Here is a 22,478-nt window from a genome sequence, read left to right as displayed (position 1 = left end):
GTTCCAGCCATGGACACCGAGGACACCACGGCGCCCGCGCTGGCCGAGGAGATCGCCGCGTACTACGGACGCGACCAGGAGGACGCCCGGCTGCGCACCGGTGCCGGACGGCTGGAGTTCTGGCGTACCCAGGACGTCCTGCGCAGGCTCCTGCCGCCCGCTCCGGCGCGGATCCTGGACGTGGGCGGCGGCAGCGGCGTCCACGCGGAGTGGCTCGCCGCCGACGGCCACGCGGTGGAACTCCTCGACCCGGTCCCCCGGCACGTCGAGCGGGCGGCCCGGCTGCCCGGTGTGCGGGCACGGCACGGGGACGCCCGCGCCCTCGATGCGCCGGACGCGTCCGTGGACGTCGTGCTGCTCCTCGGCCCGCTCTACCACCTGCCCGAGCGCCCGGACCGGGTACGGGCCCTGGCCGAGGCGCGCCGGGTGCTGCGGCCCGGAGGCCTCGTGGTCGCGGCCACGATCAACCGGTTCGCGGGGCTGCACGACACCCTCGCCAAGGGCGTGTACTTCGACGCCGACCGGCGCCCGCACATCGAGGCGGCAGCCGCGGACGGGTGGCTGCGTCCGGGCCGCGGGCCCACGGCGATGTTCACCACCGCCTACTTCCACGCGCCGGAGGACGTCCCCGCCGAGTTCGCGGACGCCGGTCTGACGCCGCAGGGGCAGTACGGCCTCGAAGGCGCCGCCTGGCTCATGGGTGACGTCGGCTCCTGGCTCGAGGATCCGGAGCGCCGGGCGCTGGTCCTGGCGGCGATGCGGCGGACCGAGTCCGTGCCCTCGCTGCTGGGCATCAGCGGTCATGTGCTCACCGCCGGCACCCGCCCCTCGCGCACGTCCGGACGCTAGATGCCCGGCCGGTAGCGCATCGGGTGGTCCTCCGGGACCTCCACCAGGGCGATGCGGATGCCGTCCGGGTCGGCGATCCACATCTCGATCAGGCCCCACGGCTCCTTCACCGGCGGCCGGACGATGTCGACGCCCTTGGCCTTGAGCTCCTCGTGCGCGGCCGTCACGTCGTCGACCTGCAACCACAGCCGGACCGCGGGCGACGGCGGCGTCTCGGACCTCCCGGAGACCTCCAGGAAGCCGCCGCCGAGGAAGTAGACCGTGCCCCGCTCGGGCCCCGTACCGAACTCGCGGTAGACGGCCAGCCCCAGCCGCTCGCCGTAGAAGGTCCGGGAGCGCTCGGGGTCGGTGGGGGTGAGCAGGGTCCGGCTGCTGAGTACGTGCACCATGCAGGCGGAGCCTAGTGGCAGGGTTACCCTCGACCCTGGCTCAGCCACGCCCGAGATCGGAGACCGTTCCATGGAAAGCCCCGCCGCCGGCCTCACCTTCCGCGACGCCACCGACGCCGACGTCGACGCGCTGGTCGCGCTGATCGAGTCGGCCTACCGCGGGGACTCCAGCCGGGCCGGGTGGACCACCGAGGCGGACATCCTGCAGGGGCGGCGGACGGATCCCGAGGGCGTGCTGGAGGTCATCAAGTCGCCCGAGAGCAGGATGCTGACCGTGGAGCAGGACGGCCGGATCATCGGCTGCTGCCAGCTGGAACACCGCGGTGACCACGCCTACTTCGGCATGTTCGCGGTCAGCCCCACCCTGCAGGGCGCGGGTCTCGGCAAGACGGTCATGGCGGAGGCCGAACGCCAGGTCCGCGAGGCCTGGGGCGTCACCGAGATGCACATGACCGTGATCTCCGTACGGGACGACCTGATCGCCTGGTACGAGCGCCGGGGCTACCGCCGTACGGGAAAGATGTCGCCCTTCCCGTACGGCGACGAGCGCTTCGGCATCCCGCAGCGCGACGACCTGCAGTTCGAGCTGCTCGTGAAGAAGCTCGGGTGACCGTCAGGCGGTGAAGCGCCCCGTGCGCTTGATCTGCGGGAAGTCGGTCGTCGCGCCGTCCAGTTCCAGCGCGCGGACCAGCCGCAGCTGATCCTGGGTGTTGACGACCCAGCCGATGATCCGCAGCCCGGACTTGCGCGCGTGTTCGACGATCTCCAGGGTGAGCCTGCGGATGTTGAGGCAGACGGTCGCCGCGCCCACGGCGACCGCACGCTCCACGATGTCCGTGCCGACGGGGGTCCCCCCGCTGGAGCCCGTTCGGAAGTGGGGGAGGCCGTCGACCAGTGCCGTGCGCACGCCCGGTACCAGCCGGGCGATCTCGGCGACCGCGTCGTCGTGGAACGAGGACACCTCCACCCGCCCGACCAGGTCGCGGTCCTGCATGACCGCCGCAAGTGCCCTGGCCGCCGCCACGTCCTTGATCTGGGCCAGGAGCGGCGTGCGCACCGTGTCCAGGACCTCCTCGAACACCGGTACCCGCTCCCCGCGGCCCGCGTCCAGGGAGCGCAGCTCGGCCAGTGTCTTGTCGGCGATCGGCCCGGTGCCGTCGGTCGTGCGGTCCACTTCCGCGTCGTGCATGACGACCAGGGCGCCGTCCTTGCTCAGGTGCAGATCGAGTTCGATCAGATCGAGGCCGGCGTCCTGCGCGGCGACGAAGGAACGAAGGGTGTTCTCGGGTTCGACACCCATGACCCCGCGGTGACCGATGGTAAGGAAGTTCAAGGTTCGACTCCGTTCCGTCGACGGCGGCTCGGCGCGCGCGGAACGGGCGGACGCCGTCGTCCGCGCGGGCAGAGTCGCAGCCTAATGGCCGGGCCCCGCGATGAACCCGCACGTGCGTGAGGCATCCGGGTGCGTGCCGGGTCGCCGACTGGCCGGTATCCGCCCCCGCGTCACCCTCTCGTGGGCGAGTCTCCGTGTCGTTGACCGCTCGGTGGCACGCGGCGCGGGTGTCCAGCCTCCTCGGTGAAAGTGAGCGCCGTCACGGTTTACGGCAGGAAAAATATCGGCGACCAAGGCATTGGGCAGAAAAATTTCCCGAGCTGCCTCTTGATGGCTGAATCGGGGTATGCATACGGTGTCCCTACGTGAGCTTCTCCCGTGGAGGATGGGACATGACGGAAATTCTTGTGCAGGCGGGCGCGGAGGGACAGGTTTCTTCGCTGACCAGGGTGGTTGAGCACCCGGCCTGGCCCGTGCTCAAGGATGCCGTGGAGCAGATCCGGCCATGGCAGTCCAAGGACGGATCGATCGACTTCGGCGCCGAGGGCGCCCCGTCCAGGGTGGACGCCGAGGCCGTCGTACGGCGTGTCGTGGACGCGGTCGAAGAGCTCTCCCCGCTGCTCCCGCACGACGAGGCCTACCACCAGGCCCTGGTGAAGGATCTGCACCGCTGGGCCGAGGGCGGCTTCGAGGTGCCGGACTTCCTGGACTCCCTGCTCGCCTTCCAGCCCGCGGCGCGGCGCGCGGACGGCCTGCAGCACCTGGTCGTCTTCCCGATGTACACGCAGAACGGCAACCCCGACCGCAACCTGGAGGCGGTCGTGCTGCGCATGGTCTGGCCGGACTGGCTGGCCGAGCTGGAGCGCACCCGCTACGACAACCCGCTCTTCTGCGGTATCACCTTCGAGGACTTCACGTCCGGCTACGACACGAACTCGGCCGTCCTCTTCCCGGAGACCATCGCCGTCCGTGAGGCGCCGGAACGTTTCTCTTGGGGTGGCATCTTCTGCGACCGCGAGGCCGCCCGCTTCCGCCGGGTCACCGAGGCCGCCGTCGACATCCTGGGCCTTCAGCTGCCCGAGGACATCGCCGCGATGGTCCACGACCAGAAGCGCTGCGAAGAGGCCTTCGTGCTGTGGGACATGGTCCACGACCGCACCCACAGCCACGGCGACCTGCCGTTCGACCCCTTCATGATCAAACAGCGCCAGCCGTTCTGGATGTACGGCCTGGAGGAGCTGCGCTGCGACCTCACCGCCTTCAAGGAGGCCGTCAAGCTCCAGGCGGACGGCGTCCCGCAGGCCCGTGACGTGCAGTACGCGGTGCTCTTCGACCGGATGTTCCGCTTCCCGGTCACCGGCGACCGCAACCGCAACTACGACGGCCTCGGCGGCCAGCTGCTCTTCGCCTACCTGCACAAGCACGACGTCGTCCGCTGGACCGACAACAAGCTCGCCATCGACTGGGAGCGCGCCCCGCAGGTCACCAACCAGCTGTGCGCCGAGATCGAGAAGCTCTACAAGGACGGCATCGACCGCCCGAAGCTGGTGCACTGGTTCGCCGGCTACGAGCTGGTCTCCACCTACCTCGCCCCGCACCCCGGCTCCAAGTGGGCCAAGGGCCCGGACGCCCTGGACCTGACCCAGCCCCCGCGCAAGCTCGTGGACGACGTGCTTCCGGACGAGTTTCCGCTGAGCATGTTCTACGAGGCCCTGTCCAAGAAGCTGAAGAATGTGATCGCCTCCACCAAGGGCATCACGGCGGACGGCGCCGAGCGGATCGCCGCGTGAGCGACCGCCTCAACGAGAAGACTGCTTCAGAGGGGAAGAACGTGGCGAACAACGGGTCTCTCAGCGGTGCGGTGATCGCGGTGGCCGGCGCGGGCGGACCCGCCGGACACGCGACGCTGGTCCGGCTCGCCGAGGCCGGCGCGGTCGTCGTCGGCGCCGACAACAACCCCGAGCGCCTGGCGGAGGCCGTGGACGCGGCCCGCTACGCGCGCGGCGGTGCCACGGTCACCGGCGAGACGGTCGACCTGCTCGACCTGGACTCGACCCGGGCCTGGGCCGACCGCATCGAGAAGGAGCACGGCCGGATCGACGGTCTGGTCCATCTGGTCGGCGGCTGGCGCGGCAGCGCGACCTTCGAGGAGACGAGCCTCGCGGACTGGGACCTGCTGGAGAAGCTGCTGATCCGCACGGTGCAGCACACCTCCCTGGCCTTCTACGACGGCCTGCAGCGCAGCGACCGCGGCCGCTACCTGCTGATCAGCGCCGCCGGCGCGTCGAAGCCCACCGCCGGCAACGCGGCGTACTCCGCGTCCAAGGCCGCCGCCGAGGCGTGGACGCTGGCCATGGCCGACGGCTTCCGCAAGGCGGGCGGCGAGGCCGGACCGCACGCGGCGGCTACGATCCTGGTGGTGAAGGCGCTGGTGCACGACGCGATGCGCGCCGAACGCCCCAACGCGAAGTTCGCGGGCTTCACGGACGTCAAGGATCTCGCCGAGGCCATCGAGGGCGTCTGGAGCAAGTCCGCCGCGGAAGTGAACGGAAACCGTCTGTGGCTGACCGAGAAGCCGTGAACCCCCCCAAGACCGACGCGCGTCGCCATCACGACCCCACGGTCCGCGGTTTCGCCAGTGACAACTACGCCGGGGCCCATCCGGAGGTGCTGGCCGCCCTGGCCCTCGCCAACGGCGGCCACCAGGTGGCGTACGGCGAGGACGAGTACACCGAGAACCTCCAGCGGATCATCCGCAGCCACTTCGGGGCCACCGCGGAGGCCTTCCCGGTCTTCAACGGCACCGGCGCGAACGTGGTCGCGCTCCAGGCGGTCACCGACCGCTGGGGCGCGGTGATCTGCGCCGAGAGCGCCCACATCAACGTGGACGAGGGCGGCGCGCCCGAGCGCATGGGCGGGCTGAAGCTGCTCACCGTGGCCACACCGGACGGCAAGCTCACGCCCGAGCTGATCGACCGGCAGGCCTGGGGCTGGGAGGACGAGCACCGCGCCATGCCGCAGGTCGTCTCGATCACCCAGAGCACCGAGCTCGGCACCCTCTACACGCCGGACGAGATCCGCGCGATCTGCGAGCACGCCCATGCGCGCGGCATGAAGGTGCACCTGGACGGCTCCCGGATAGCCAACGCGGCCGCCTCGCTGAACGTGCCCCTGCGGACGTTCACCAACGCGGTCGGCGTCGACATCCTCTCGCTGGGCGGGACCAAGAACGGCGCCGTCTTCGGCGAGGCGGTCGTGGTCCTCAACCAGGACGCGGTGCGGAAGATGAAGCACCTGCGGAAGATGTCGATGCAGCTGGCCTCGAAGATGCGCTTCGTCTCGGTGCAGTTGGAGGCGCTGCTGGCGAAGGACCTGTGGCTGCGCAACGCCCGGCACGCCAACGAGATGGCCCAGCGGCTCGCCGAGGGCGTGCGCGCGGTGCACGGCGTGGAGATCCTCTACCCGGTCCAGGCCAACGGCGTCTTCGCCAAGCTCCCGCACGACGTGAGCGAGCGGCTGCAGAAGCGCTTCCGGTTCTACTTCTGGGACGAGGCGGCCGGAGTGGTGCGCTGGATGTGCTCCTTCGACACCACCGAGGAGGACGTGGACACCTTCGTGGCCGCGCTCAAGGAGGAGATGGCGCGCTAGGCCCCCGATGTGCATAGGTATGCGGTCACTCGAAAAGTCATTGACTGGCGAGTGATCGCATTCCTATGCTCTGCGGGCATGGAGCTGATCCAGAACACCCCTGACCTGTCCGCTTACTTGGCGGCGGACGAGGCCATCGACCATCATCATCCCGTGGTCCGGGAAACGGCCGAAAGGCTGGCCGCTGAGGCCGCCGACTCGTATGCCTATGCGCGGGCCGCTTATGAATTCGTGCGGGACACCATCCCGCACTCCCAGGACTCCGGCGACCCGCGCGTCACCTGGCGCGCCTCGGACGTGCTCGCTCTGGGCACCGGCATCTGCTACGCCAAGGCCCACGCCCTGGCCGCCCTGCTGCGCGCCGAGGACATCCCGACGGCCCTGTGCTACCAGCGGCTGACCGACGACGAGGGCGGCCACGCCGTGCACGGACTGGTCGCCGTCCGCTTCCACGGCGCCTGGCACCGGCAGGACCCGCGCGGCAACAAGCCCGGCGTGGACGCCCGGTTCTCCCTGGACGGCGAGCGGCTGGCCTGGATCCCCGACCCCGCGGCCGGTGAGCTGGACTATCCCGTCCTGTACGCCGAACCGCACCCGGTCGTCCTCGACGCCCTGAAGGCCGCCCCGGACCGGCCGTACCTGTGGAAGACGCTGCCCGACGCGCTCTGAGGGCAGTGAGCACCCCGCCCGACGCCGGACAAGCTCGAAGAATGAGGCTGAGGGCGGCAGTTCGCCAGGGGAACAGGCATCCCCCGGTCCTCGGGAGGCAGGTGCCGGCGCTTCGGCGGACGAGCTCGCGCTCGGCGTGCCGGACGACTGGCGCGAGGAACCGCCCGGCACCACACACACGTTGGCGAACGCCCGGGCGATGGCGGCCCGCGCCCTCGCACCCTGGAACGACATGTCCCGCTACGACGCCGTGGCGGGCCTCCTGCCGTCCGGCGCGCGGGCGGCGACGGTGGCCGGGCGCTCGGTCAGGTGGTCGACGCAGCCGGGGAGATGCTGCGGCGCGGGACACAGGCGGGAGAGATCAGGCCCAGCCGGGGAGGTGCCGTCGCGTCGGCCTTGCTGAAGTGGCCGCCAGTGTCCGCGAGTTGGCGCAACGACCCGGAAGGGAGGGCGTCGTCGCAGGCGGTGCGCCATCAGCCATCGGTCGCCATCACCTACCGTGGGGTGCCTGTGCTCCCCAGGGGCGCGCCCAGCCCGCACCGGCCCGCAGCCGAACTACCCGCTGAGTGCCCGGCATCGGCCAAAGCGCCGCGGGTCAGCTCGCCTCGGCCGCCCGCAGCTGCTCCACCGTCGGTGCCGTACCCCCCAGATGCGCAGGCAGCCACCAGGAGTCCTCGGGGTCCCTGGGGCGGCCCGGGTAGGCGCGCTGGGCGGCGTCCAGCAGTTCCTGGACGCGCTCGCGCAGCCGGCGGGTTATGGCGCCGGCGTACTGGTCGCGGGGTGCCTCGACCGCCTCGCCGACCCGGATGGTGACGGGCAGGTGGTTGCGCTTGAAGTTGCGGGGGTGGCCCTTCGTCCACAGCCGCTGGGTGCCCCACACCGCCATCGGGACCAGCGGAACGCCGGCGTCCTGGGCGAGCCTGGCCGCACCGGACTTGAAGCTCTTCAGCGTGAACGACTGGGAGATGGTGGCCTCCGGGAAGACCCCGACGACCTCACCCGAGCGCAGCGAGTCCAGCGCGTGCGCGTAGGCCGCCTCGCCCTGGTTGCGGTCCACCGGGATGTGCTTCATGCCGCGCATCAGCGGACCGGAGATCCTGTGGCGGAAGACGGACTCCTTCGCCATGAAGCGCACCAGGCGCTTCTGCGGCAGGGCCGCCAGGCCGTTGAAGACGAAGTCCAGATAGCTGATGTGATTGCTCACCAGCACGGCGCCGCCCGAGCGCGGGATGTTCTCCGACCCCTGGCAGTCGATCTTCAGGTCCCAGACCTTGAACAACGTCTTGGCGAATCCGATGACGGGACGGTAGACCAGCTCTGCCATGGGCGGGACGGACCCTTTCTGCTCTGCTCGGGAAAGGGGGCTCCCGGCGGGTAAGTTACGCAGCCGTAGGTTTACGGCGTCTCGCAGATCGTGCCCGAAGAACGGACGGGTAGCCAGCCCTGGTGCCCGGTGGCGGCGAGATTCTCGTCACGTCGGCCTACATCCCACCTCGGATTTTTGAGTACCCTTTACTCCGCCCGTACGGTGGCCCTCTTCAGAAGCAGGAACATCTCGCACCCCAGGCAGTAGCCGAACGCCGCGTTCAGGAAGGCGGCGGCGAGTGCCGCGCCGGTCGCGGCCAGCCCCAGCCACTGCGGTCCCACGGTGAACCCCACGAGACCGAGCCCCGCGAACACCAGGCCCACGGCCTGCGCGAACCGCGGCGGTTCCGGAGCCTCGAACTCCTTCGGCGGCCCGAGCCGGGGCCGTACGGCGGTGCGGAAGACCCAGCCGTACGGCGAGTGCTGCACACCCGCGGCCGCTCCGAGCGCGAACGCCAGCGTCTGCCAGCCCAGCACCCAGGCGTTCTCCAGGCTCAGTGCCACCGCCAGAACGCCCGTCGTCACGGCCGCCCCGAAGCGCGGCCCTCTCACGTCGATGTCCATGAATCCAGCATTCCGCAACGGAAACTCCCGCGGGAGGCGGGAATCTTTTCAGTCTGATGAATGCTTGGGCAGGTGATGACCGGAGTGGTGGTGTGCGTGGCGGTGCTCGTCGTGGCGAGCGCCGCCGGAGTGCTGCACAGGCGGCGGAGCGGGAGAGTACGGGTGCGCGGGCGGGACGAGGGCAAGCGGCTGGGCGCCGCCGAGCTGGGCGGCGAGCTCGGCGAGCGGGCCACACTGGTCCAGTTCTCCAGCGCCTTCTGCGCGCCCTGCCGGGCCACCCGGCGGGTCCTCGGCGAGGTCGCCGGAATGGTCCCCGGGGTGGCCCACGTCGAGATCGACGCCGAGGCCCGTCTGGACCTCGTACGTGAACTCGAGATCCTCAAGACGCCCACCGTGCTGGTGCTCGACGCCGAAGGACGCGTCGTACGGCGTGCCACCGGACAGCCCCGCAAGGCCGACGTCATCGCGGCACTGGGCGAGGCCGTGTGAGGGGGCCTCAGGAGACGGCGCGGTACCTTCCGCATCCCGGACCGTGCTTGACTGGGCACACCAACTATCGTCAGCCTGACCGTATGCCGACCGAACTCCTTCTCCACGGGCGGGTCCACGTCGACCTCGCCCGCACCGCGAGCGCCATCTGTCCGGGCTGTTGAGACCCGACTGCCCAGATCGCGACCTCCAGCAGAAGGACAACTCCATGACGGCCTCGCCCGACCTCGGCACTGTTCAGCTCGCCTCTCCCGATCTGTTGCGCTCCACCTTCCGCCGGCACGCCGCCGGTGTGGCGGTGATCACCGCGCGTGGTGCCTCCGGCCCGGTCGGGTTCACCGCCACCTCCCTCACCTCGGTCTCCGCCGAGCCCCCGCTCGTCTCCTTCGGCATCGGTACGGGCGCCTCCAGCTGGCCCGCGATAGCCGAGACGGACCACGTCGGCGTCCACATACTCGGCGAGCACCAGAGTGAGCTGGCCGCCACCTTCGCCCGCAGCGGCGCGGACCGCTTCGGCGCGCCGACGGCCTGGCGCGAGGGCCCGGAAGGCGTACCGGTGCTCGACGACGTGCTCGCCTGGCTGGTCTGCCGGATCGTCGGCCGGGTCCCGGCCGGTGATCACCGGATCGTGCTCGCCGAGGTCGTCCTGGGCGACCCCACGGGCGCGGGCCGCCCCCTCCTCTACCACCAGGGCCGCTTCAACGGCCTGCGGGATTGATCACGCCGTCGTCTCCTGCGCGCGCGTCGAGTTCCGGTTACGCTGCGTTGCGAAGGTCACAGTTCAAAGCGCTTGCTTAGCGGGCATGAACTGGGTGTACTGACGAGTAATATTTCGGTCGGAGCGCGCGGACGCCCCGACCGGGATCGGCCGCTTGAGGCGCCTATGCTGCCTGCAAGAGGCAGCCCGGAAATGACGATGCAGTAGGAGAGCCGGCGTGAGCTTGAGGATCGTTGTCACTGTGAAGTACGTGCCCGACGCCACTGGCGACCGGCACTTCGCCGATGACCTGACCGTCGACCGCGACGACGTGGACGGTCTGCTCTCCGAGCTGGACGAGTATGCGGTCGAGCAGGCCCTCCAGATCGCGGAGAACGCGGACGACGCCGAGGTCACCGTCCTGACCGTCGGCCCCGAGGACGCCAAGGACGCGCTCCGCAAGGCCCTGTCCATGGGTGCCGACAAGGCCATCCACGTCGAGGACGACGACCTGCACGGCACCGACGCCATCGGCACCTCCCTGGTCCTGGCCAAGGCGATCGAGAAGGCCGGCTTCGACCTGGTCGTCTCCGGTATGGCGTCCACCGACGGCACCATGGGTGTCGTCCCCGCGCTGGTCGCCGAGCGCCTGGGCGTCCCGCAGGTCACCCTCCTGTCCGAGGTCTCCGTCGAGGACGGCACGGTCAAGGGCCGCCGCGACGGCGACGCCGCGTCCGAGCAGCTTCAGGCGCAGCTCCCGGCCGTCATCTCCGTGACCGACCAGTCGGGCGAGGCGCGCTACCCGTCCTTCAAGGGCATCATGGCGGCCAAGAAGAAGCCGGTGGAGTCCTGGGACCTGTCCGACCTGGACATCGAGGCCGAGGAGGTCGGCCTGGACGGCGCGTTCACCAAGGTCGAGGTCGCGAACGAGCGCCCGGCGCGCACGGCCGGCACCATCGTCAAGGACGAGGGCGAGGGCGGCAAGCAGCTCGCTGAGTTCCTCGCGAGCCAGAAGTTCATCTAAGGGCTCGCCCCCGCTGACCGCCCCTCAACTTCGTTACGCAGGAGAGCAATCCCATGGCTGAAGTCCTCGTCTACGTCGACCACGTGGACGGTGCCGTCCGCAAGCCCACCCTCGAGCTGCTGACCCTGGCCCGGCGCATCGGCGAGCCCGTCGCCGTCGCGCTGGGTGCCGGCGCCGCCGACACCGCCGCCACCCTCGCCGAGCACGGCGCGGTGAAGGTCCTCACCCACGACGCCTCCGAGTACGCCGACTACCTGGTCGTGCCGAAGGTGGACGCCCTGCAGGCCGCCTACGAGGCCGTCTCCCCGGCCGCCGTGCTGGTCCCCTCCTCCGCCGAGGGCAAGGAGATCGCCGCCCGCCTGGCGCTGCGCATCGGCTCTGGCATCATCACCGACGCCGTCGACCTGGAGGCCGGCGACGAGGGCCCGGTGGCCACCCAGTCGGTGTTCGCCGCGTCCTTCACCACCAAGTCCCGCGTCATCAAGGGCACTCCGGTCATCACGGTCAAGCCGAACTCGGCCGCCGTGGAGGCCGCCCCGGCCGCGGGTGCGGTGGAGGCCCTGTCCGTCTCCTTCTCGGACCAGGCGACCGGCACGAAGGTCACCGCGCGTACGCCGCGTGAGTCGACGGGCCGTCCGGAGCTGACCGAGGCCGCGATCGTGGTCTCCGGCGGCCGTGGCGTCAACGGCGCCGAGAACTTCTCGATCATCGAGGCGCTGGCCGACTCCCTCGGCGCGGCCGTCGGTGCCTCGCGTGCCGCCGTCGACGCCGGCTGGTACCCGCACACCAACCAGGTCGGCCAGACCGGTAAGTCGGTCTCGCCGCAGCTGTACATCGCCAACGGCATCTCCGGCGCCATCCAGCACCGTGCCGGTATGCAGACCTCGAAGACGATCGTGGCCGTCAACAAGGACGCCGAGGCCCCGATCTTCGAGCTGGTCGACTTCGGTGTGGTCGGCGACCTGTTCGACGTCGTCCCGCAGCTGACCGAGGAGATCAAGACCCGCAAGGGCTGAGCCTCACCCGGCACACCCGAGGCCCCGGTGACCGACGCGGTCACCGGGGCCTCGGTGCATCCTGGTGACGATCCGCCGGGCGCCCGACCAGGCTCCGGACGGGGTGTTGACCAGCAAGAACCTCCCGGATAACTTCATTCTACGGATTGTTGATTCCGTACAGCGGAAAATTGGAGGGTGTGGGATGGGTCAGCAGGAGAAGGTGGCGACGAGCCTCGCGGGTGCCGTCAGCGAGGAGATCAGCGCCTCCCTCGCGCCGGTCGACGCGGAGCTGGAGCGCCGCTACCCCGGGGATCCCGGCACCCGGCAGCCCGTCCACACCGTCTACGTTCCCGGTGACGCCTTCGCCGCCGACACCATCCGCTCCTGGGGCGGCCAGGCCCTCGCCGCCCTCGACGAGCACGCTCCGGACGCCGCCTCCCTCGCCGCGGTCCTCGGCCTGTCCGACGAGCTCGCCGAGCCCGTCTACTCCCGCGTCCGCGCCAAGCTGGAACGCGAGCCGATCGAAGACCTGCGCGTCGACTTCGAGGACGGCTACGGCCCCCGCCCCGACGCCGAGGAGGACCGGGCGGCGGCCCGCGCGGCCCGGCTGATCGCGGACGCGTACGCGAACGGCACGGCGGCCCCGTACATGGGCATCCGCATGAAGTGCATGGAGGCGGCGGTACGCGACCGGGGCATCCGCACCCTCGACGTTTTCCTCACCGGCCTGATCGAGTCCGGAGGCCTGCCCGACGGCCTGGTCCTCACCCTGCCCAAGGTGACCTACCCCGAGCAGGTCACCGCGTTCGTGCGGCTGCTGGAGGCCTTCGAGAAGGTGCACGGCCTGGACGCCGGCCGCCTCGGCTTCGAGATCCAGATCGAGACCAGCCAGTCCATCCTCGCCACCGACGGCACCGCCACCGTCGCCCGGATGATCCAGGCCGCCGAGGGCCGCGCCACCGGGCTGCACTACGGCACCTTCGACTACAGCGCCTGCCTCGGCGTCTCCGCCGCCTACCAGGCCAGCGACCACCCGGCCGCCGACCACGCCAAGGCGGTCATGCAGGTCGCGGCCGCGGGCACCGGGGTGCGCGTCTCCGACGGCTCGACCAACGTCCTGCCCGTCGGCCCCACCGAGAAGGTCCACGACGCCTGGCGCCTGCACTACGGCCTCACCCGCCGCGCCCTGGCCCGCGCCTACTACCAGGGCTGGGACATGCACCCCGGCCACATCCCGACCCGCTACGCCGCCGTCTTCGCCTTCTACCGCGAGGGCTTCGAACAGGCCGCCGCCCGCCTCGCCCGCTACGCCAACCGGGCCGGCGGCGACGTGATGGACGAGCCCGCCACCGCCAAGGCCCTCAGCGGCTATCTGCTGCGCGGACTGGACTGCGGCGCCCTCGACATCGCCGAGGTCGCCCGCCTCACCGGCCTGACCCGCACCGACCTGGAGGGCTTCGCCGCACCCCGGCGCGGTGACCTGACGGCCTCCGCGAAGTAGAGGTCGCGGGCCGGTCACAGCCCCCCGCCGGGGGAGTACGCCGGCACCGCCGCCCCCGTACGCTGGACGCCACGCATCGGCCAGGCGGACGCGACACGGGACGGCACAGGAACGGGGCGGCGGTGTCTTCGGGGGAGCAGGGACCGGAGGAGTACGGGCACACGGACGACGGGGCCGGCCGGCTGCTGGCCGGGCGCTACCGCGTCACCGCGCGGCTCGGGCGCGGCGGCATGGGCGTGGTCTGGCGGGCCGTGGACGAGGTCCTCGGCCGCGAGATCGCGGTCAAGGAGCTGCGCACCTACACCGACACGGCCGGACCGGAACTGTCCGAACTGCGCTTGCGCATGCAGCGCGAGGCCCGGGCCGCCGCCCGGGTCCGTCACCCCGGCGTCGTCGCCGTGCACGACGTCACCGAGGTCGACGGACGCCCCCTGATCGTCATGGAACTGATCGACGGGCCCTCCCTCGACGACGTCCTGCGCGAGCACGGCACCCCCGACCCGTACGAGGCGGCGCGCATCGGCGCGGCGGTGACGGACGCCCTGGCCGCCGCCCATCGGGCCGGCGTCCTGCACCGCGACGTCAAACCCGGCAACATCCTCCTCGAGCGCTCCGGCCGAGTCGTCCTGACCGACTTCGGCATCGCCACGATGGACGACCCCGGCGACGGCTCGGCCACCCGTCTCACCCGCAGCGGCGAACTCGTCGGCTCCCTCGACTACCTGGCCCCCGAGCGCGCCCAGGGCGCCGCGCCGGGCCCGCCCGCCGACGTCTGGGCCGTGGGCGCCACCCTGTACGCGGCCGTCGAGGGCGCCGCGCCCTTCCGCCGTACGTCCACCTACTCGACGCTCACCGCGATCGTCTCCGAGCCGCTGCCCGAACCCCACCGGGCGGGGCCGCTCGCGCCGGTCCTGCGATGCCTGATGGACAAGCGCCCGGACGCCCGCCCGGACGCCGAGGAGGCATGCGAGGCGCTGCGCCGGGTGGCTCAGGCGCGGACCCCCGACGTGCCGACGGCCACCCTGCGCCCGACGCCGCCCCGTACCCCCGAACCGACGCAACGCACCGCGCCGCCCGTGCCGCCGGGCTTCGGCCCGCCGCAGCCGGGCCCGGCCGGGCAGGCGTCCGCCCACGCCCCCGGCGCCCCCACCGGGCCCATGAGCACGGCAACCGGCTCGCCCCGCCGCAGGAGCCGCGCACTCCTCGCCGCCGAAGCCGTCGCCGTCGTCCTCGGCGCGGCCGGGGTCACCGTCGCCCTGGTGCACGACCAGGGAGCGCCGAAGAGCGCACCGGCCGCTTCCCGTTCCGGGGCCGCGGCCACCAAACGGGCCGGCACCGGGTGGTCCACCCAACCGAAGAAGTCGCATGGGCGCGGCAGCGAGAGCAGGTCCTCCAACGGCCCCGTCCCGACCGGGAGTTCGGGAACAGCCTCAGGGCCGGCGGCCGCCTGCCGGGCCGTCGGCGGCGGCAAGTACGACTGCCGGGTCTGGCACACCGCCACGTCCTACACGGCCTCCGGCACCCCGGCCGGGACCCTGAACGCGGGCACCGACTACTTCTACTGCCAGGCGAATCCGGGCCGCCGGGAGACCTACGGCCGGTGGACGAACGTGTGGTGGGCGAAGACCGACGACGACAGCGGCAACACCGGCGTCTACGTCAGCGACGTCTACCTCAAGGGCGGGAACAACGACGAACCTGTGCCCGGGCTCCCGGTCTGCTGACCGTCGGCGTACGGCTCGAAACCCGACTCCGTCACCCACTTCTGCTCGGCGAACAGCCGAGTGCCGCGCGCGCACAGCCCCGGGTCGCGGCGGGCCCGCGCGCAGAACTCCTCCGGCGTGACGCCGAACAGCGCGCGTAACGCAGCGGACCCCGCGAGGAGTTCGGTGAGCAGGATCCGCTGGTCGCCGGGATGGCGGCGCGGCGCACCGGTGCCGTTGCGCAGCACGCCGTGCCGGTTGACGTAGGCGTACGCCCCGGTGAGCGCGCAACCGTCCGGCAGCTCGATCCGCACCTGAGGCGCGGGCAGCCAGGCCCGCCGGAAGTGGGGCTCGCTGGCGTCGATCACCTCCAGCTGGCGCCGGTCCAGCCAGATGACGAACAACTCCCTCGACTCCCGCGGTGACTTGACCGGAGACGCCGAGACATAGCCCAGGCGGCTGACGTGCGCCGAGACGCCCACGCCGAGCCCGGACACCCGCGACCGCACCATCGGTACGGGCGAGCCGATCCCGGACTCGGCCATCTTGTACCGCAGTTGGCCCGGACACGCGTTGGAGCCGACGGCGAGCACCGGCACCCGGTCGTCGTACACCAGGCGCTCCAGTGGCAACATGCGGTCGCCGTGCAGCAGTCCGGAGTCGGCGGGCCAGGCGCCGGGATAGGTCAGCGGATGGTCGCGGGGAGCGTCGGCGAGGCCGAGCTCCGCCAGGGTGCGGCCGGTCACGGGCGGCTCAGTCGGCCGGTGGCAGCTCGCCCGAGCCGCGCGTGATCAGCCGGGTGGGCAGCTCGATGCGCTCCGGTGCGACGAGCCCGCCGTCCAGTTGACGGAACAGCCGCTCGGCGGCGGTACGGCCCAGGGCTGCCGAGTCCTGGGCGACGACCGTGACGCCCGGCTGGAGCAGATCGGCCAGCTCGATGTCGTCGAAGCCGACGAGGGCGACCGGGCGGGACTGCTCGGCCAGGACCCGGATCACGGTGACCGTCACCCGGTTGTTGCCCGCGAAGATCGCGGTGACGGGCTCGGGACCGGAGAGCATCTCCTCCGCCGCCCGGCGCACCCGCTCCGGGTTCGTCTGCCCGAGGGACATCCAGGCGTCCTCGACCGGTATCCCCGCGTCCTCCATGGCCGCCCGGTATCCGCGCAGCCGCTCGGCCGCGGTGTGGATGCGCGGCATGTCGCCGATGAAGCCGATCCGGCGGTGGCCGTGCGCGATGAGATGGGCGACGCCGTCCCGGGCGCCGCCGTAGTTGTCGGAGAGGACCACGTCGGCGTCGATGCGCCCGGCCGGACGGTCCACGAACACGGTCGCCACACCCGCCCTGATCTCCGGTTCGAGATAGCGGTGGTCGTCCCCGGCCGGGATGATCACCAGACCGTCCACCCGCCGTGCGCACAGCGCCAGCGCCAGCTCCTGCTCGCGCTCCGGGTCCTCGGCGCTGGAACCGTTGATCAGCAGGGCGCCGTGGGCGCGGGCCACCTCCTCGACGGCGCGGCTGAGCGGGCCGTAGAAGGGGTCGGCGAGGTCCTCCAGAACCAGCCCGATGCTCGCCGTACGGCCCTTGCGCAGCACCCGGGCGCTGTCGTTGCGGCGGAAGCCCAGCGCGTCGATCGCCTCCTGCACCCGGCGCTCGGTGTCCGGGGTGACACCGGGCTCGCCGTTGACCACCCGGGAGACCGTCTTCAGGCCGACCCCGGCCCGCGCCGCCACGTCCTTCATGGTCGGGCGGTTGCCGTAACGGGTGCCGGAAAGGCTGTCTGTGCGGCGGGTGGTCTCGGGCACGATGCGGCGTCCTGTCCTGTCGTCCGGCTCGGCCACGGAGCCGGTGCGTACGGGGTGGTGCGCCGGTGCGCACACGGTGGTGCACCCGGGTGATGCGCCGATCCGTGGTTCGTATGAGGATGTGGCGTCGAGCATAGAGCCTGGACAACGTTGTCAGATGCGCGAGACACTGTCCACCGTCGTCTGTCGGCCTGCGCCCCACCGTGTGACCGGCCCGCGTCTCTTTGATTCTCAAGCTTCAACGGGGAGATCTGACTCTGATGCACACCGACCTCGTGGCGGCCCTGGACATCGGCGGTACCAAGATCGCCGGCGCGCTGGTGGACGGCGACGGACGGATCCTGGCACGGGCCCAGCGCGGCACGCCCGCGCAGCAGGACGGCGACACGGTCATGCGGGCCGTCGCGGAGGTGCTCGACGACCTCGCCGGATCGCCGCTGTGGGAACGCGCAGGCGCCATCGGCATCGGCAGTGCCGGCCCCGTGGACGCCTCGGCGGGCACGGTCAGTCCGGTGAACGTCCCGGGCTGGCGGGACTTCCCGCTGGTCGAGCGGGTGCGCGCGGCCACCGGCGGGCTCCCGGTCGAGCTGATCGGCGACGGCGTCGCGATCACGGCGGCCGAGCACTGGCAGGGGGCCGCGCGGGGCCACGACAACGCGCTGTGCATGGTCGTGTCGACCGGCGTCGGGGGCGGCCTGGTCCTGAACGGCCGGCTGCACCCCGGGCCGACCGGCAACGCCGGTCACATCGGTCACATCAGCGTCGACCTCGACGGCGACCCGTGCCCGTGCGGCTCGCGCGGCTGTGTGGAGCGGATCGCGAGCGGGCCGAACATCGCCCGCCGCGCCCTGGACCAGGGCTGGCGTCCCGGTCCCGACGGCGACACCTCTGCCGCCGCCGTGGCCGCCGCCGCCCGCGAGGGCGACCCGGTCGCCGTGGCCTCCTTCGAGCGCGCGGCACAGGCCCTGGCCGCCGGTATCGCGGCCACCGCCACCCTGGTCGAGATCGACATTGCCGTGATCGGCGGCGGCGTCGGCAACGCGGGGGACATCCTCTTCACCCCCCTGCGCAAGGCACTCACCGACTACGCCACCCTGTCCTTCGTCCAGCGCCTGAGGGTCGTGCCCGCGCAGATGGGTACGGACGCGGGACTGGTCGGCGCGGCGGCCGCCGCGCTGGCCCGGCGGCCGGACGCGACGGCGGGGGTCTGAGCCGGGGTCAGCGCCCCGAAAGGGCGCGGGGCCGGATTGCCACGTGGCTCCGCCGCGTGGGCACGGCCAGCCCGGACTCACCCGCAGCCGCGTACGGTCTCAACCGCCCCGACGGGTGGGCACCCTCAGCAACTCACTTGCGCATCCGCCCAGTCCGCATGGTCCGAGTCGTTGCCGTCCCCCGCGTCGGTGACGACCAGGTGGACCACCTGGGCGCCGGTGATGTCGGCGCTGATCGGCTGGGCGGGCATCGCGTTGGTCAGGACGCCGGTCGAGGCGACCTTCGTGCCGTCGGCCCAGATCTCGAAGGTCACGGTGCCCCTCGTGCCCTTCTCGTCGTCGACGCCGACGTCCGCGGTGACCTTGCTGCACGCCCTGCCGGTGTAGAAGGAGACGTCGCTCGCGGCGTGCACGCCGAGGCCCTTGGCGTACACGGCGCCGCCGATGGTGATCGGGTGGCCGTCGCCCGCGGCGCTCTCCCCGTTGCTGGTGTCGCGTTCCACCGGCCCCCAGCCGCTGGTCGCCGACAGCCAGGGCAGGTCGCTGAGGTACGACGCCCCGGCGGGCGGCCGGACGACGACGGACGCGGTGAGCGGGAGGGTGCTGATCACGCCTTGTCCGGTCGGTGAGAGGTAACGCGTCTGGAGGGTCAGGCCGTAGGACCCCGTGGGTGTCCCGGCCGGCGCGGTGACGGTCCAGCCGGTGCGCAGGGTCCGGCCGGTGGCGAGGGCGGTGGCCGTGGTCGGCGACGAGGGCCGCACGGTCCACCCGTCGGGGCCGGTCAGGGCCACGGACACGCGGCGGGCGGGGGTGCGGCCGAGGTCGGTGACGGTGCTGGTCAGCGTGGCGGGCGTAGCCGCCTCCAGCAACGGGCTGCCGTCCAGGCCCAGTTCCACGGCGGGCGGGTGCGCGGCCCAGCGCGGGTCGGCCGAGACGCGCAGCAGGACCGTGCCGTGGGCGGGGACGGTGGCCGCGATGGTGCCGGCGGTGTTGTAGCTGCGGTGCTGCCACAGGTCCCGCAGGGTGTACGCGGTGGCGTCGGGCAGGCCGACGGCGGACGCGGTGGTGGCGATCCGCTGCGCGGTGCCGGACTCGTTGAACAGGGCGACCGCGCGGCTGCCGTCCTTCATCTCCTTGGCGATCACCCAGCGTCCGCCCGCCGAGGAGACGACCGTGCCCTGCTTGCCCAGCGGGTCCTGGTCGACGGCGATGACGTCCTTGTTGTCCAGGATGTCGAAGGTCGCCTGGGAGGCCTTGCGCAGGTCGGTGCCGATCAGCAGCGGCGCGGCCATGACCGACCAGAGGGAGAAGTGCGAGCGGTACTCGGTGTCCGTCATGCCGCCGTTGCCGACCTCCAGCATGTCGGGGTCGTTCCAGTGGCCGGGTCCCGCGTACGGCGCGAGCGGCAGGTTCTGCTTGAGGATGGAGAGCATCGAGCCCCAGTCGTCACTGATGTCACCCGTGGTGCGCCACAGATGACCGACGTCCGCCGCCCATTGCCAGGGCTTGTTCTCGCCCCATTCGCAGATGCTGTAGACGATGGGCCGTCCGGTCGCCTTGAGAGCGTCCCGCATGGTGGTGTACCGCTGCTTGGCGTCGACGCCCTGGTTGTTGCAGTTGTCGTATTTCAGATAGTCCACGCCCCAGTCGGCGAACTGCCCGGCGTCGCTGTACTCGTGGCCGAGCGCGCCCGGGAAGCCCGCGCTGTTGCAGGTCCTGGTGCCGGCGCTGGTGTAGATGCCGAGTTTGAGCCCCTTGGAGTGGACGTAGTCGGCGACGGCCTTGATGCCGTTCGGGAAGCGGGCCGGGTCGGGCACCAGCTTGCCGTCGGCGTCGCGCTGCGGCAGGGCCCAGCAGTCGTCCAGGTTGACGTACCGGTAGCCGGCGTCCTTCAGGCCCTTCGCCACGAAGAGGTCGGCGATGCCCTTGACCATGCTCTCGTTGAAGTCCGCGCGGCAGTGCGTGGAGTTCCAGTTGTTGAAGCCCATGGGCGGGGTGAGGGCGAGACCGTCGGCCAGGGCCGGGGCGGCCGGGCGCTGGGCGGGAGCCGCGAGGGCGGGGCCGGCCAGGCTCGCCGCGCACAGCAGGCCTGTGGTGAGTGCGCCGACGACTCTTCGCAGGGGTGTGCGGGCGTGGCGGGTCGTGCGGGTGTGAGGGTGACGCATCGTTGACGTTCCTCCGACTCGCGAAAGGTGGCTGACGGCAGGGCGGCGCCTGGGCGTCATGTATGTGTCAGCTGTGCGCGTTTACGGTAGGACGTGTCGGACTATGTTGGAAGAGAGGTGACCCCGACCGTTCGATATGTCGTCAGAAGCGTTGACAACAGGGGGGTTTGACGTAATGACTGGCTGTCGGGCGTTCGGATGTGTTCGCTTCCGGGGCTCACGCCTCGTCGTCGACGCGACCCCAGCCGGGCAGCGGAGGCTGCGGCCAGGCCGGCGGGGCGGGGAGGAGAGGGGCGGGACCGTCGGTCGTCAGTACGGCGGCCGGAGTTCGTCCGCTGAGCCAGCCGAGCACCTCGTGCCCGGCCCCGGCGACCGACGGTCCCTCCGACGCCACGGACCAGCGCCGACCGAGATCCACGGTCTCCACCGAGGCGACCGGAAAACCCTGGGCGCGCAGCGTGGTGAGGGTGTCGTCCAGGGCCCAGGAGACATAGCTGTCGGGCCACTGCGCGGTGCCGTGGCCGACGCCCAGGTCGAAGTGGTGCGTCTCCAGCTCCCGCAGGCAGCGCAGCAGGAGGTACCAGGCCGGGTGCCGCCAGCCGGCCAGCGCGGGGACCAGACGGTCCCAGGCGGGGGCGGGCAACGCGCGTGCCTGTGCCGCGAATCGCTCGAGGCTCCCGCGCAGTCGGGTGGCCAGTCGCTCGGCGGACAGCGCCGCGTCCCGCTCGATCGCCGCGGCCAGGGTCGCCGCGTCCGCGCGGGGGCCCGGTGCGTGGCCGGTGTGCGCGAGCCGCAGCAGCCAGACGTAGGCGTCGACGCTGTGGGCGACGTGGGCGAGCACATGGCCCCGCGTCCACCCCGGCAGCCCCGACGGGGCCCGGAGTCCCGTGTCGGACAGGCCGGCCGCGGCCCGTACGAGCCGGTCGCCCGAGCGTACGACGTCCTCGGTGCGACCGGCTCCGGCGCGGAAGACCGGGAGTCCGTTCACCGGAACTCCCGCACAAGCTGGATCCGTCCGACGATATGGGCGTTGAACTCGTCCAACTCCTCGGCCGGAACCCACAGTTCGAGGATCGTCTCGCCGCCGGCCTGCCGGACCGGATACCGGGCGAGGAACTCCGTGTCGACCTCGAACCGGGTCACGAAACCGGCGCCGTCGTGCTGGACGTTCCAGTCCCGGGCGATGCGGATCGCGTAGTCCTCGTTGAGGACCGGGTAGAAGATCGGCTGCTCGGGGAGCCGGGGCGGCCAGGCCCGCCAGTCGAGCGCGCGGACCAGTTCCAACTCCTTGGGGCCCGTGGGGCGCCAGAGGGTCGTGGTCAGGGGCGGGCTGGTCATGATGTCGCGTTTCCATTCAGGGCCTGCCGCGCCGGGCGGGCAGGTCGGGATGTCGGACGATACCGGCCCCACCCAACGGCGGACCAGCGTATTTCGGCCGGTCCGGCCTCTCACGGCGCGGCGAACGGCCGTGCCAGGTCGCGGTGATGGGCGGCGGCCCGCTCCACCCGGGCCCGGTCGACGGTCGTTCCGGGCCGGCCGGCGAGCCACCGGCGCCGTTCCCGGGCGTGTCCGCGGCACGGCAGGCAGATGACGCGCTCGGGATGCCGGGACACGAAGGCGCGGGACACGCCCAGGCCGCAACCCGCGGTCGCCTCGGCAGGAAGCGTGCCGACCGGCCCGCACATGGCGGCCGGCTCATTGCGCACCACCGCGGCGCCGCCCTGCCCCTCGACGTGGATGTGCCGTCGGACTCCTCCGCGCGGCCGCGCCCGCAAGGCAACCCACCCCGCGCATCGGGACGGTAGCCCGGGCTGCTCGCCGGTGAGGTAGCCGGTTTTCTCCTGCCGGTAAGGTGGCTCGGCCCTCCCGTCGGGACGGCAGCCCCGTCCTCCCGTCGGGACGGTAGCCCGGTCCTCCTGCCGGTACGGTGTCCCGGCCCGCCCGCCGGTGAGGCAACTCGCCCCGCGCATCGTGGCGGTAGCCCGGGCTGCTCGCCGGTGAGGTAGCCGGTTTTCTCCTGCCGGTAAGGTGGCTCGGCCCTCCCGTCGGGACGGCAGCCCCGTCCTCCCG

Annotated in this window: 24 protein-coding genes; 14 read left to right on the top strand and 10 right to left on the bottom strand. The window is 71.9% G+C overall.

Annotation, left to right across the window (positions count from 1 at the left end; translation table 11 throughout):
- Window positions 1-9: 9 nt before the first annotated feature.
- On the top strand, window positions 10-849 hold the full coding sequence (locus ACWDEN_RS26220; protein WP_450860245.1) for a class I SAM-dependent methyltransferase: 840 nt from the start codon (window positions 10-12) through the stop codon (window positions 847-849).
- Here the strand turns inward: ACWDEN_RS26220 and ACWDEN_RS26215 are convergent.
- On the bottom strand, window positions 846-1,238 hold the full coding sequence (locus tag ACWDEN_RS26215; protein WP_351617862.1) for a VOC family protein: 393 nt from the start codon (window positions 1,236-1,238) through the stop codon (window positions 846-848). The two genes, ACWDEN_RS26220 and ACWDEN_RS26215, sit on opposite strands and share 4 nt — an antisense overlap.
- Before the next feature lie 70 nt (window positions 1,239-1,308).
- Here ACWDEN_RS26215 and ACWDEN_RS26210 point away from each other — a divergent pair, with 70 nt between their 5' ends.
- On the top strand, window positions 1,309-1,848 hold the full coding sequence (locus tag ACWDEN_RS26210) for a GNAT family N-acetyltransferase (RefSeq protein ID WP_351617864.1): 540 nt from the start codon (window positions 1,309-1,311) through the stop codon (window positions 1,846-1,848).
- A 3-nt stretch (window positions 1,849-1,851) separates the two neighbouring features.
- Here ACWDEN_RS26210 and ACWDEN_RS26205 read toward each other — a convergent pair whose 3' ends face one another.
- On the bottom strand, window positions 1,852-2,571 hold the full coding sequence (locus tag ACWDEN_RS26205; RefSeq protein ID WP_351617866.1) for a glycerophosphodiester phosphodiesterase: 720 nt from the start codon (window positions 2,569-2,571) through the stop codon (window positions 1,852-1,854).
- Between the two features lie 392 nt (window positions 2,572-2,963).
- Here ACWDEN_RS26205 and ACWDEN_RS26200 point away from each other — a divergent pair, with 392 nt between their 5' ends.
- From ACWDEN_RS26200 to ACWDEN_RS26185, 4 genes are all read left to right on the top strand, one after another.
- Window positions 2,964-4,361 (top strand): DUF6421 family protein, encoded by a 1,398-nt coding sequence (locus tag ACWDEN_RS26200; RefSeq protein ID WP_351617869.1) that lies wholly within the window; start codon window positions 2,964-2,966, stop codon window positions 4,359-4,361.
- Window positions 4,358-5,152, top strand: a complete 795-nt coding sequence (locus tag ACWDEN_RS26195) for an SDR family oxidoreductase (protein ID WP_351617872.1) — start codon at window positions 4,358-4,360, stop codon at window positions 5,150-5,152. The genes ACWDEN_RS26200 and ACWDEN_RS26195 overlap by 4 nt, the downstream gene beginning before the upstream one ends.
- Window positions 5,149-6,219: a threonine aldolase family protein gene (locus ACWDEN_RS26190; RefSeq protein ID WP_351617874.1), complete on the top strand. Its 1,071-nt coding sequence runs from the start codon at window positions 5,149-5,151 to the stop codon at window positions 6,217-6,219. Before ACWDEN_RS26195 ends, ACWDEN_RS26190 begins: the two co-directional genes overlap by 4 nt.
- 78 nt (window positions 6,220-6,297) lie before the next feature.
- Window positions 6,298-6,888, top strand: a complete 591-nt coding sequence (locus tag ACWDEN_RS26185; protein WP_351617877.1) for a transglutaminase family protein — start codon at window positions 6,298-6,300, stop codon at window positions 6,886-6,888.
- Between the two features lie 595 nt (window positions 6,889-7,483).
- Here the strand turns inward: ACWDEN_RS26185 and ACWDEN_RS26180 are convergent.
- Complete coding sequence (locus tag ACWDEN_RS26180) at window positions 7,484-8,212, bottom strand: lysophospholipid acyltransferase family protein (protein ID WP_351617880.1); 729 nt, start codon at window positions 8,210-8,212, stop codon at window positions 7,484-7,486.
- A 188-nt stretch (window positions 8,213-8,400) separates the two neighbouring features.
- On the bottom strand, window positions 8,401-8,817 hold the full coding sequence (locus ACWDEN_RS26175; RefSeq protein WP_351617883.1) for a DUF4395 domain-containing protein: 417 nt from the start codon (window positions 8,815-8,817) through the stop codon (window positions 8,401-8,403).
- Between the two features lie 75 nt (window positions 8,818-8,892).
- Here ACWDEN_RS26175 and ACWDEN_RS26170 point away from each other — a divergent pair, with 75 nt between their 5' ends.
- The 7 genes from ACWDEN_RS26170 (at window position 8,893) to ACWDEN_RS26140 (ending at window position 15,250) form a co-directional block, all read left to right on the top strand.
- Complete coding sequence (locus ACWDEN_RS26170; protein ID WP_351617912.1) at window positions 8,893-9,306, top strand: TlpA family protein disulfide reductase; 414 nt, start codon at window positions 8,893-8,895, stop codon at window positions 9,304-9,306.
- An 83-nt stretch (window positions 9,307-9,389) separates the two neighbouring features.
- The gene (locus tag ACWDEN_RS26165; RefSeq protein WP_351617915.1) at window positions 9,390-9,470 is read left to right on the top strand and encodes a putative leader peptide; all 81 of its coding nucleotides are present in this window, start codon (window positions 9,390-9,392) and stop codon (window positions 9,468-9,470) included.
- A gap of 44 nt (window positions 9,471-9,514) precedes the next feature.
- Window positions 9,515-10,024 carry a flavin reductase family protein gene (locus ACWDEN_RS26160; RefSeq protein ID WP_351617885.1) on the top strand — a complete coding sequence of 170 codons (510 nt, stop codon included), beginning with the start codon at window positions 9,515-9,517 and terminating at the stop codon, window positions 10,022-10,024.
- Between the two features lie 217 nt (window positions 10,025-10,241).
- On the top strand, window positions 10,242-11,027 hold the full coding sequence (locus ACWDEN_RS26155; RefSeq protein ID WP_351617888.1) for an electron transfer flavoprotein subunit beta/FixA family protein: 786 nt from the start codon (window positions 10,242-10,244) through the stop codon (window positions 11,025-11,027).
- A gap of 53 nt (window positions 11,028-11,080) precedes the next feature.
- The gene (locus ACWDEN_RS26150) at window positions 11,081-12,043 is read left to right on the top strand and encodes an electron transfer flavoprotein subunit alpha/FixB family protein (protein ID WP_351617891.1); all 963 of its coding nucleotides are present in this window, start codon (window positions 11,081-11,083) and stop codon (window positions 12,041-12,043) included.
- A gap of 184 nt (window positions 12,044-12,227) precedes the next feature.
- Window positions 12,228-13,526 carry a DUF6986 family protein gene (locus tag ACWDEN_RS26145; protein WP_351617894.1) on the top strand — a complete coding sequence of 433 codons (1,299 nt, stop codon included), beginning with the start codon at window positions 12,228-12,230 and terminating at the stop codon, window positions 13,524-13,526.
- A 122-nt stretch (window positions 13,527-13,648) separates the two neighbouring features.
- Complete coding sequence (locus ACWDEN_RS26140) at window positions 13,649-15,250, top strand: serine/threonine-protein kinase (RefSeq protein WP_450860244.1); 1,602 nt, start codon at window positions 13,649-13,651, stop codon at window positions 15,248-15,250.
- Here ACWDEN_RS26140 and ACWDEN_RS26135 read toward each other — a convergent pair.
- Window positions 15,196-15,975 (bottom strand): hypothetical protein, encoded by a 780-nt coding sequence (locus ACWDEN_RS26135; protein WP_450860243.1) that lies wholly within the window; start codon window positions 15,973-15,975, stop codon window positions 15,196-15,198. The two genes, ACWDEN_RS26140 and ACWDEN_RS26135, sit on opposite strands and share 55 nt — an antisense overlap.
- Before the next feature lie 7 nt (window positions 15,976-15,982).
- A complete protein-coding gene (locus ACWDEN_RS26130; protein ID WP_450860242.1) occupies window positions 15,983-17,032 on the bottom strand; it encodes a LacI family DNA-binding transcriptional regulator in 1,050 nt (349 codons plus the stop codon).
- 260 nt (window positions 17,033-17,292) lie between these two features.
- On the opposite strand from ACWDEN_RS26130, the gene ACWDEN_RS26125 reads away from it, so the two are divergent.
- On the top strand, window positions 17,293-18,243 hold the full coding sequence (locus tag ACWDEN_RS26125) for an ROK family protein (RefSeq protein ID WP_450860241.1): 951 nt from the start codon (window positions 17,293-17,295) through the stop codon (window positions 18,241-18,243).
- A 125-nt stretch (window positions 18,244-18,368) separates the two neighbouring features.
- Here the strand turns inward: ACWDEN_RS26125 and ACWDEN_RS26120 are convergent, their stop codons facing one another.
- The 4 genes from ACWDEN_RS26120 to ACWDEN_RS26105 form a co-directional block, all read right to left on the bottom strand.
- Window positions 18,369-20,408 carry an NPCBM/NEW2 domain-containing protein gene (locus tag ACWDEN_RS26120; protein ID WP_450860240.1) on the bottom strand — a complete coding sequence of 680 codons (2,040 nt, stop codon included), beginning with the start codon at window positions 20,406-20,408 and terminating at the stop codon, window positions 18,369-18,371.
- 217 nt (window positions 20,409-20,625) lie between these two features.
- The gene (locus ACWDEN_RS26115) at window positions 20,626-21,396 is read right to left on the bottom strand and encodes a maleylpyruvate isomerase family mycothiol-dependent enzyme (protein ID WP_450860239.1); all 771 of its coding nucleotides are present in this window, start codon (window positions 21,394-21,396) and stop codon (window positions 20,626-20,628) included.
- The gene (locus tag ACWDEN_RS26110; protein ID WP_450860238.1) at window positions 21,393-21,746 is read right to left on the bottom strand and encodes an ADP-ribosylation/crystallin J1; all 354 of its coding nucleotides are present in this window, start codon (window positions 21,744-21,746) and stop codon (window positions 21,393-21,395) included. Before ACWDEN_RS26110 ends, ACWDEN_RS26115 begins: the two co-directional genes overlap by 4 nt.
- 110 nt (window positions 21,747-21,856) lie before the next feature.
- Complete coding sequence (locus ACWDEN_RS26105) at window positions 21,857-22,183, bottom strand: hypothetical protein (RefSeq protein WP_450860237.1); 327 nt, start codon at window positions 22,181-22,183, stop codon at window positions 21,857-21,859.
- Between the last annotated feature and the right edge of the window lie 295 nt (window positions 22,184-22,478).

Source organism: Streptomyces sp. NPDC001153, from assembly GCF_053598315.1.
Note: the sequence above shows the minus strand (reverse complement) of the source record. Positions and strands in the feature narration are given on the sequence as shown.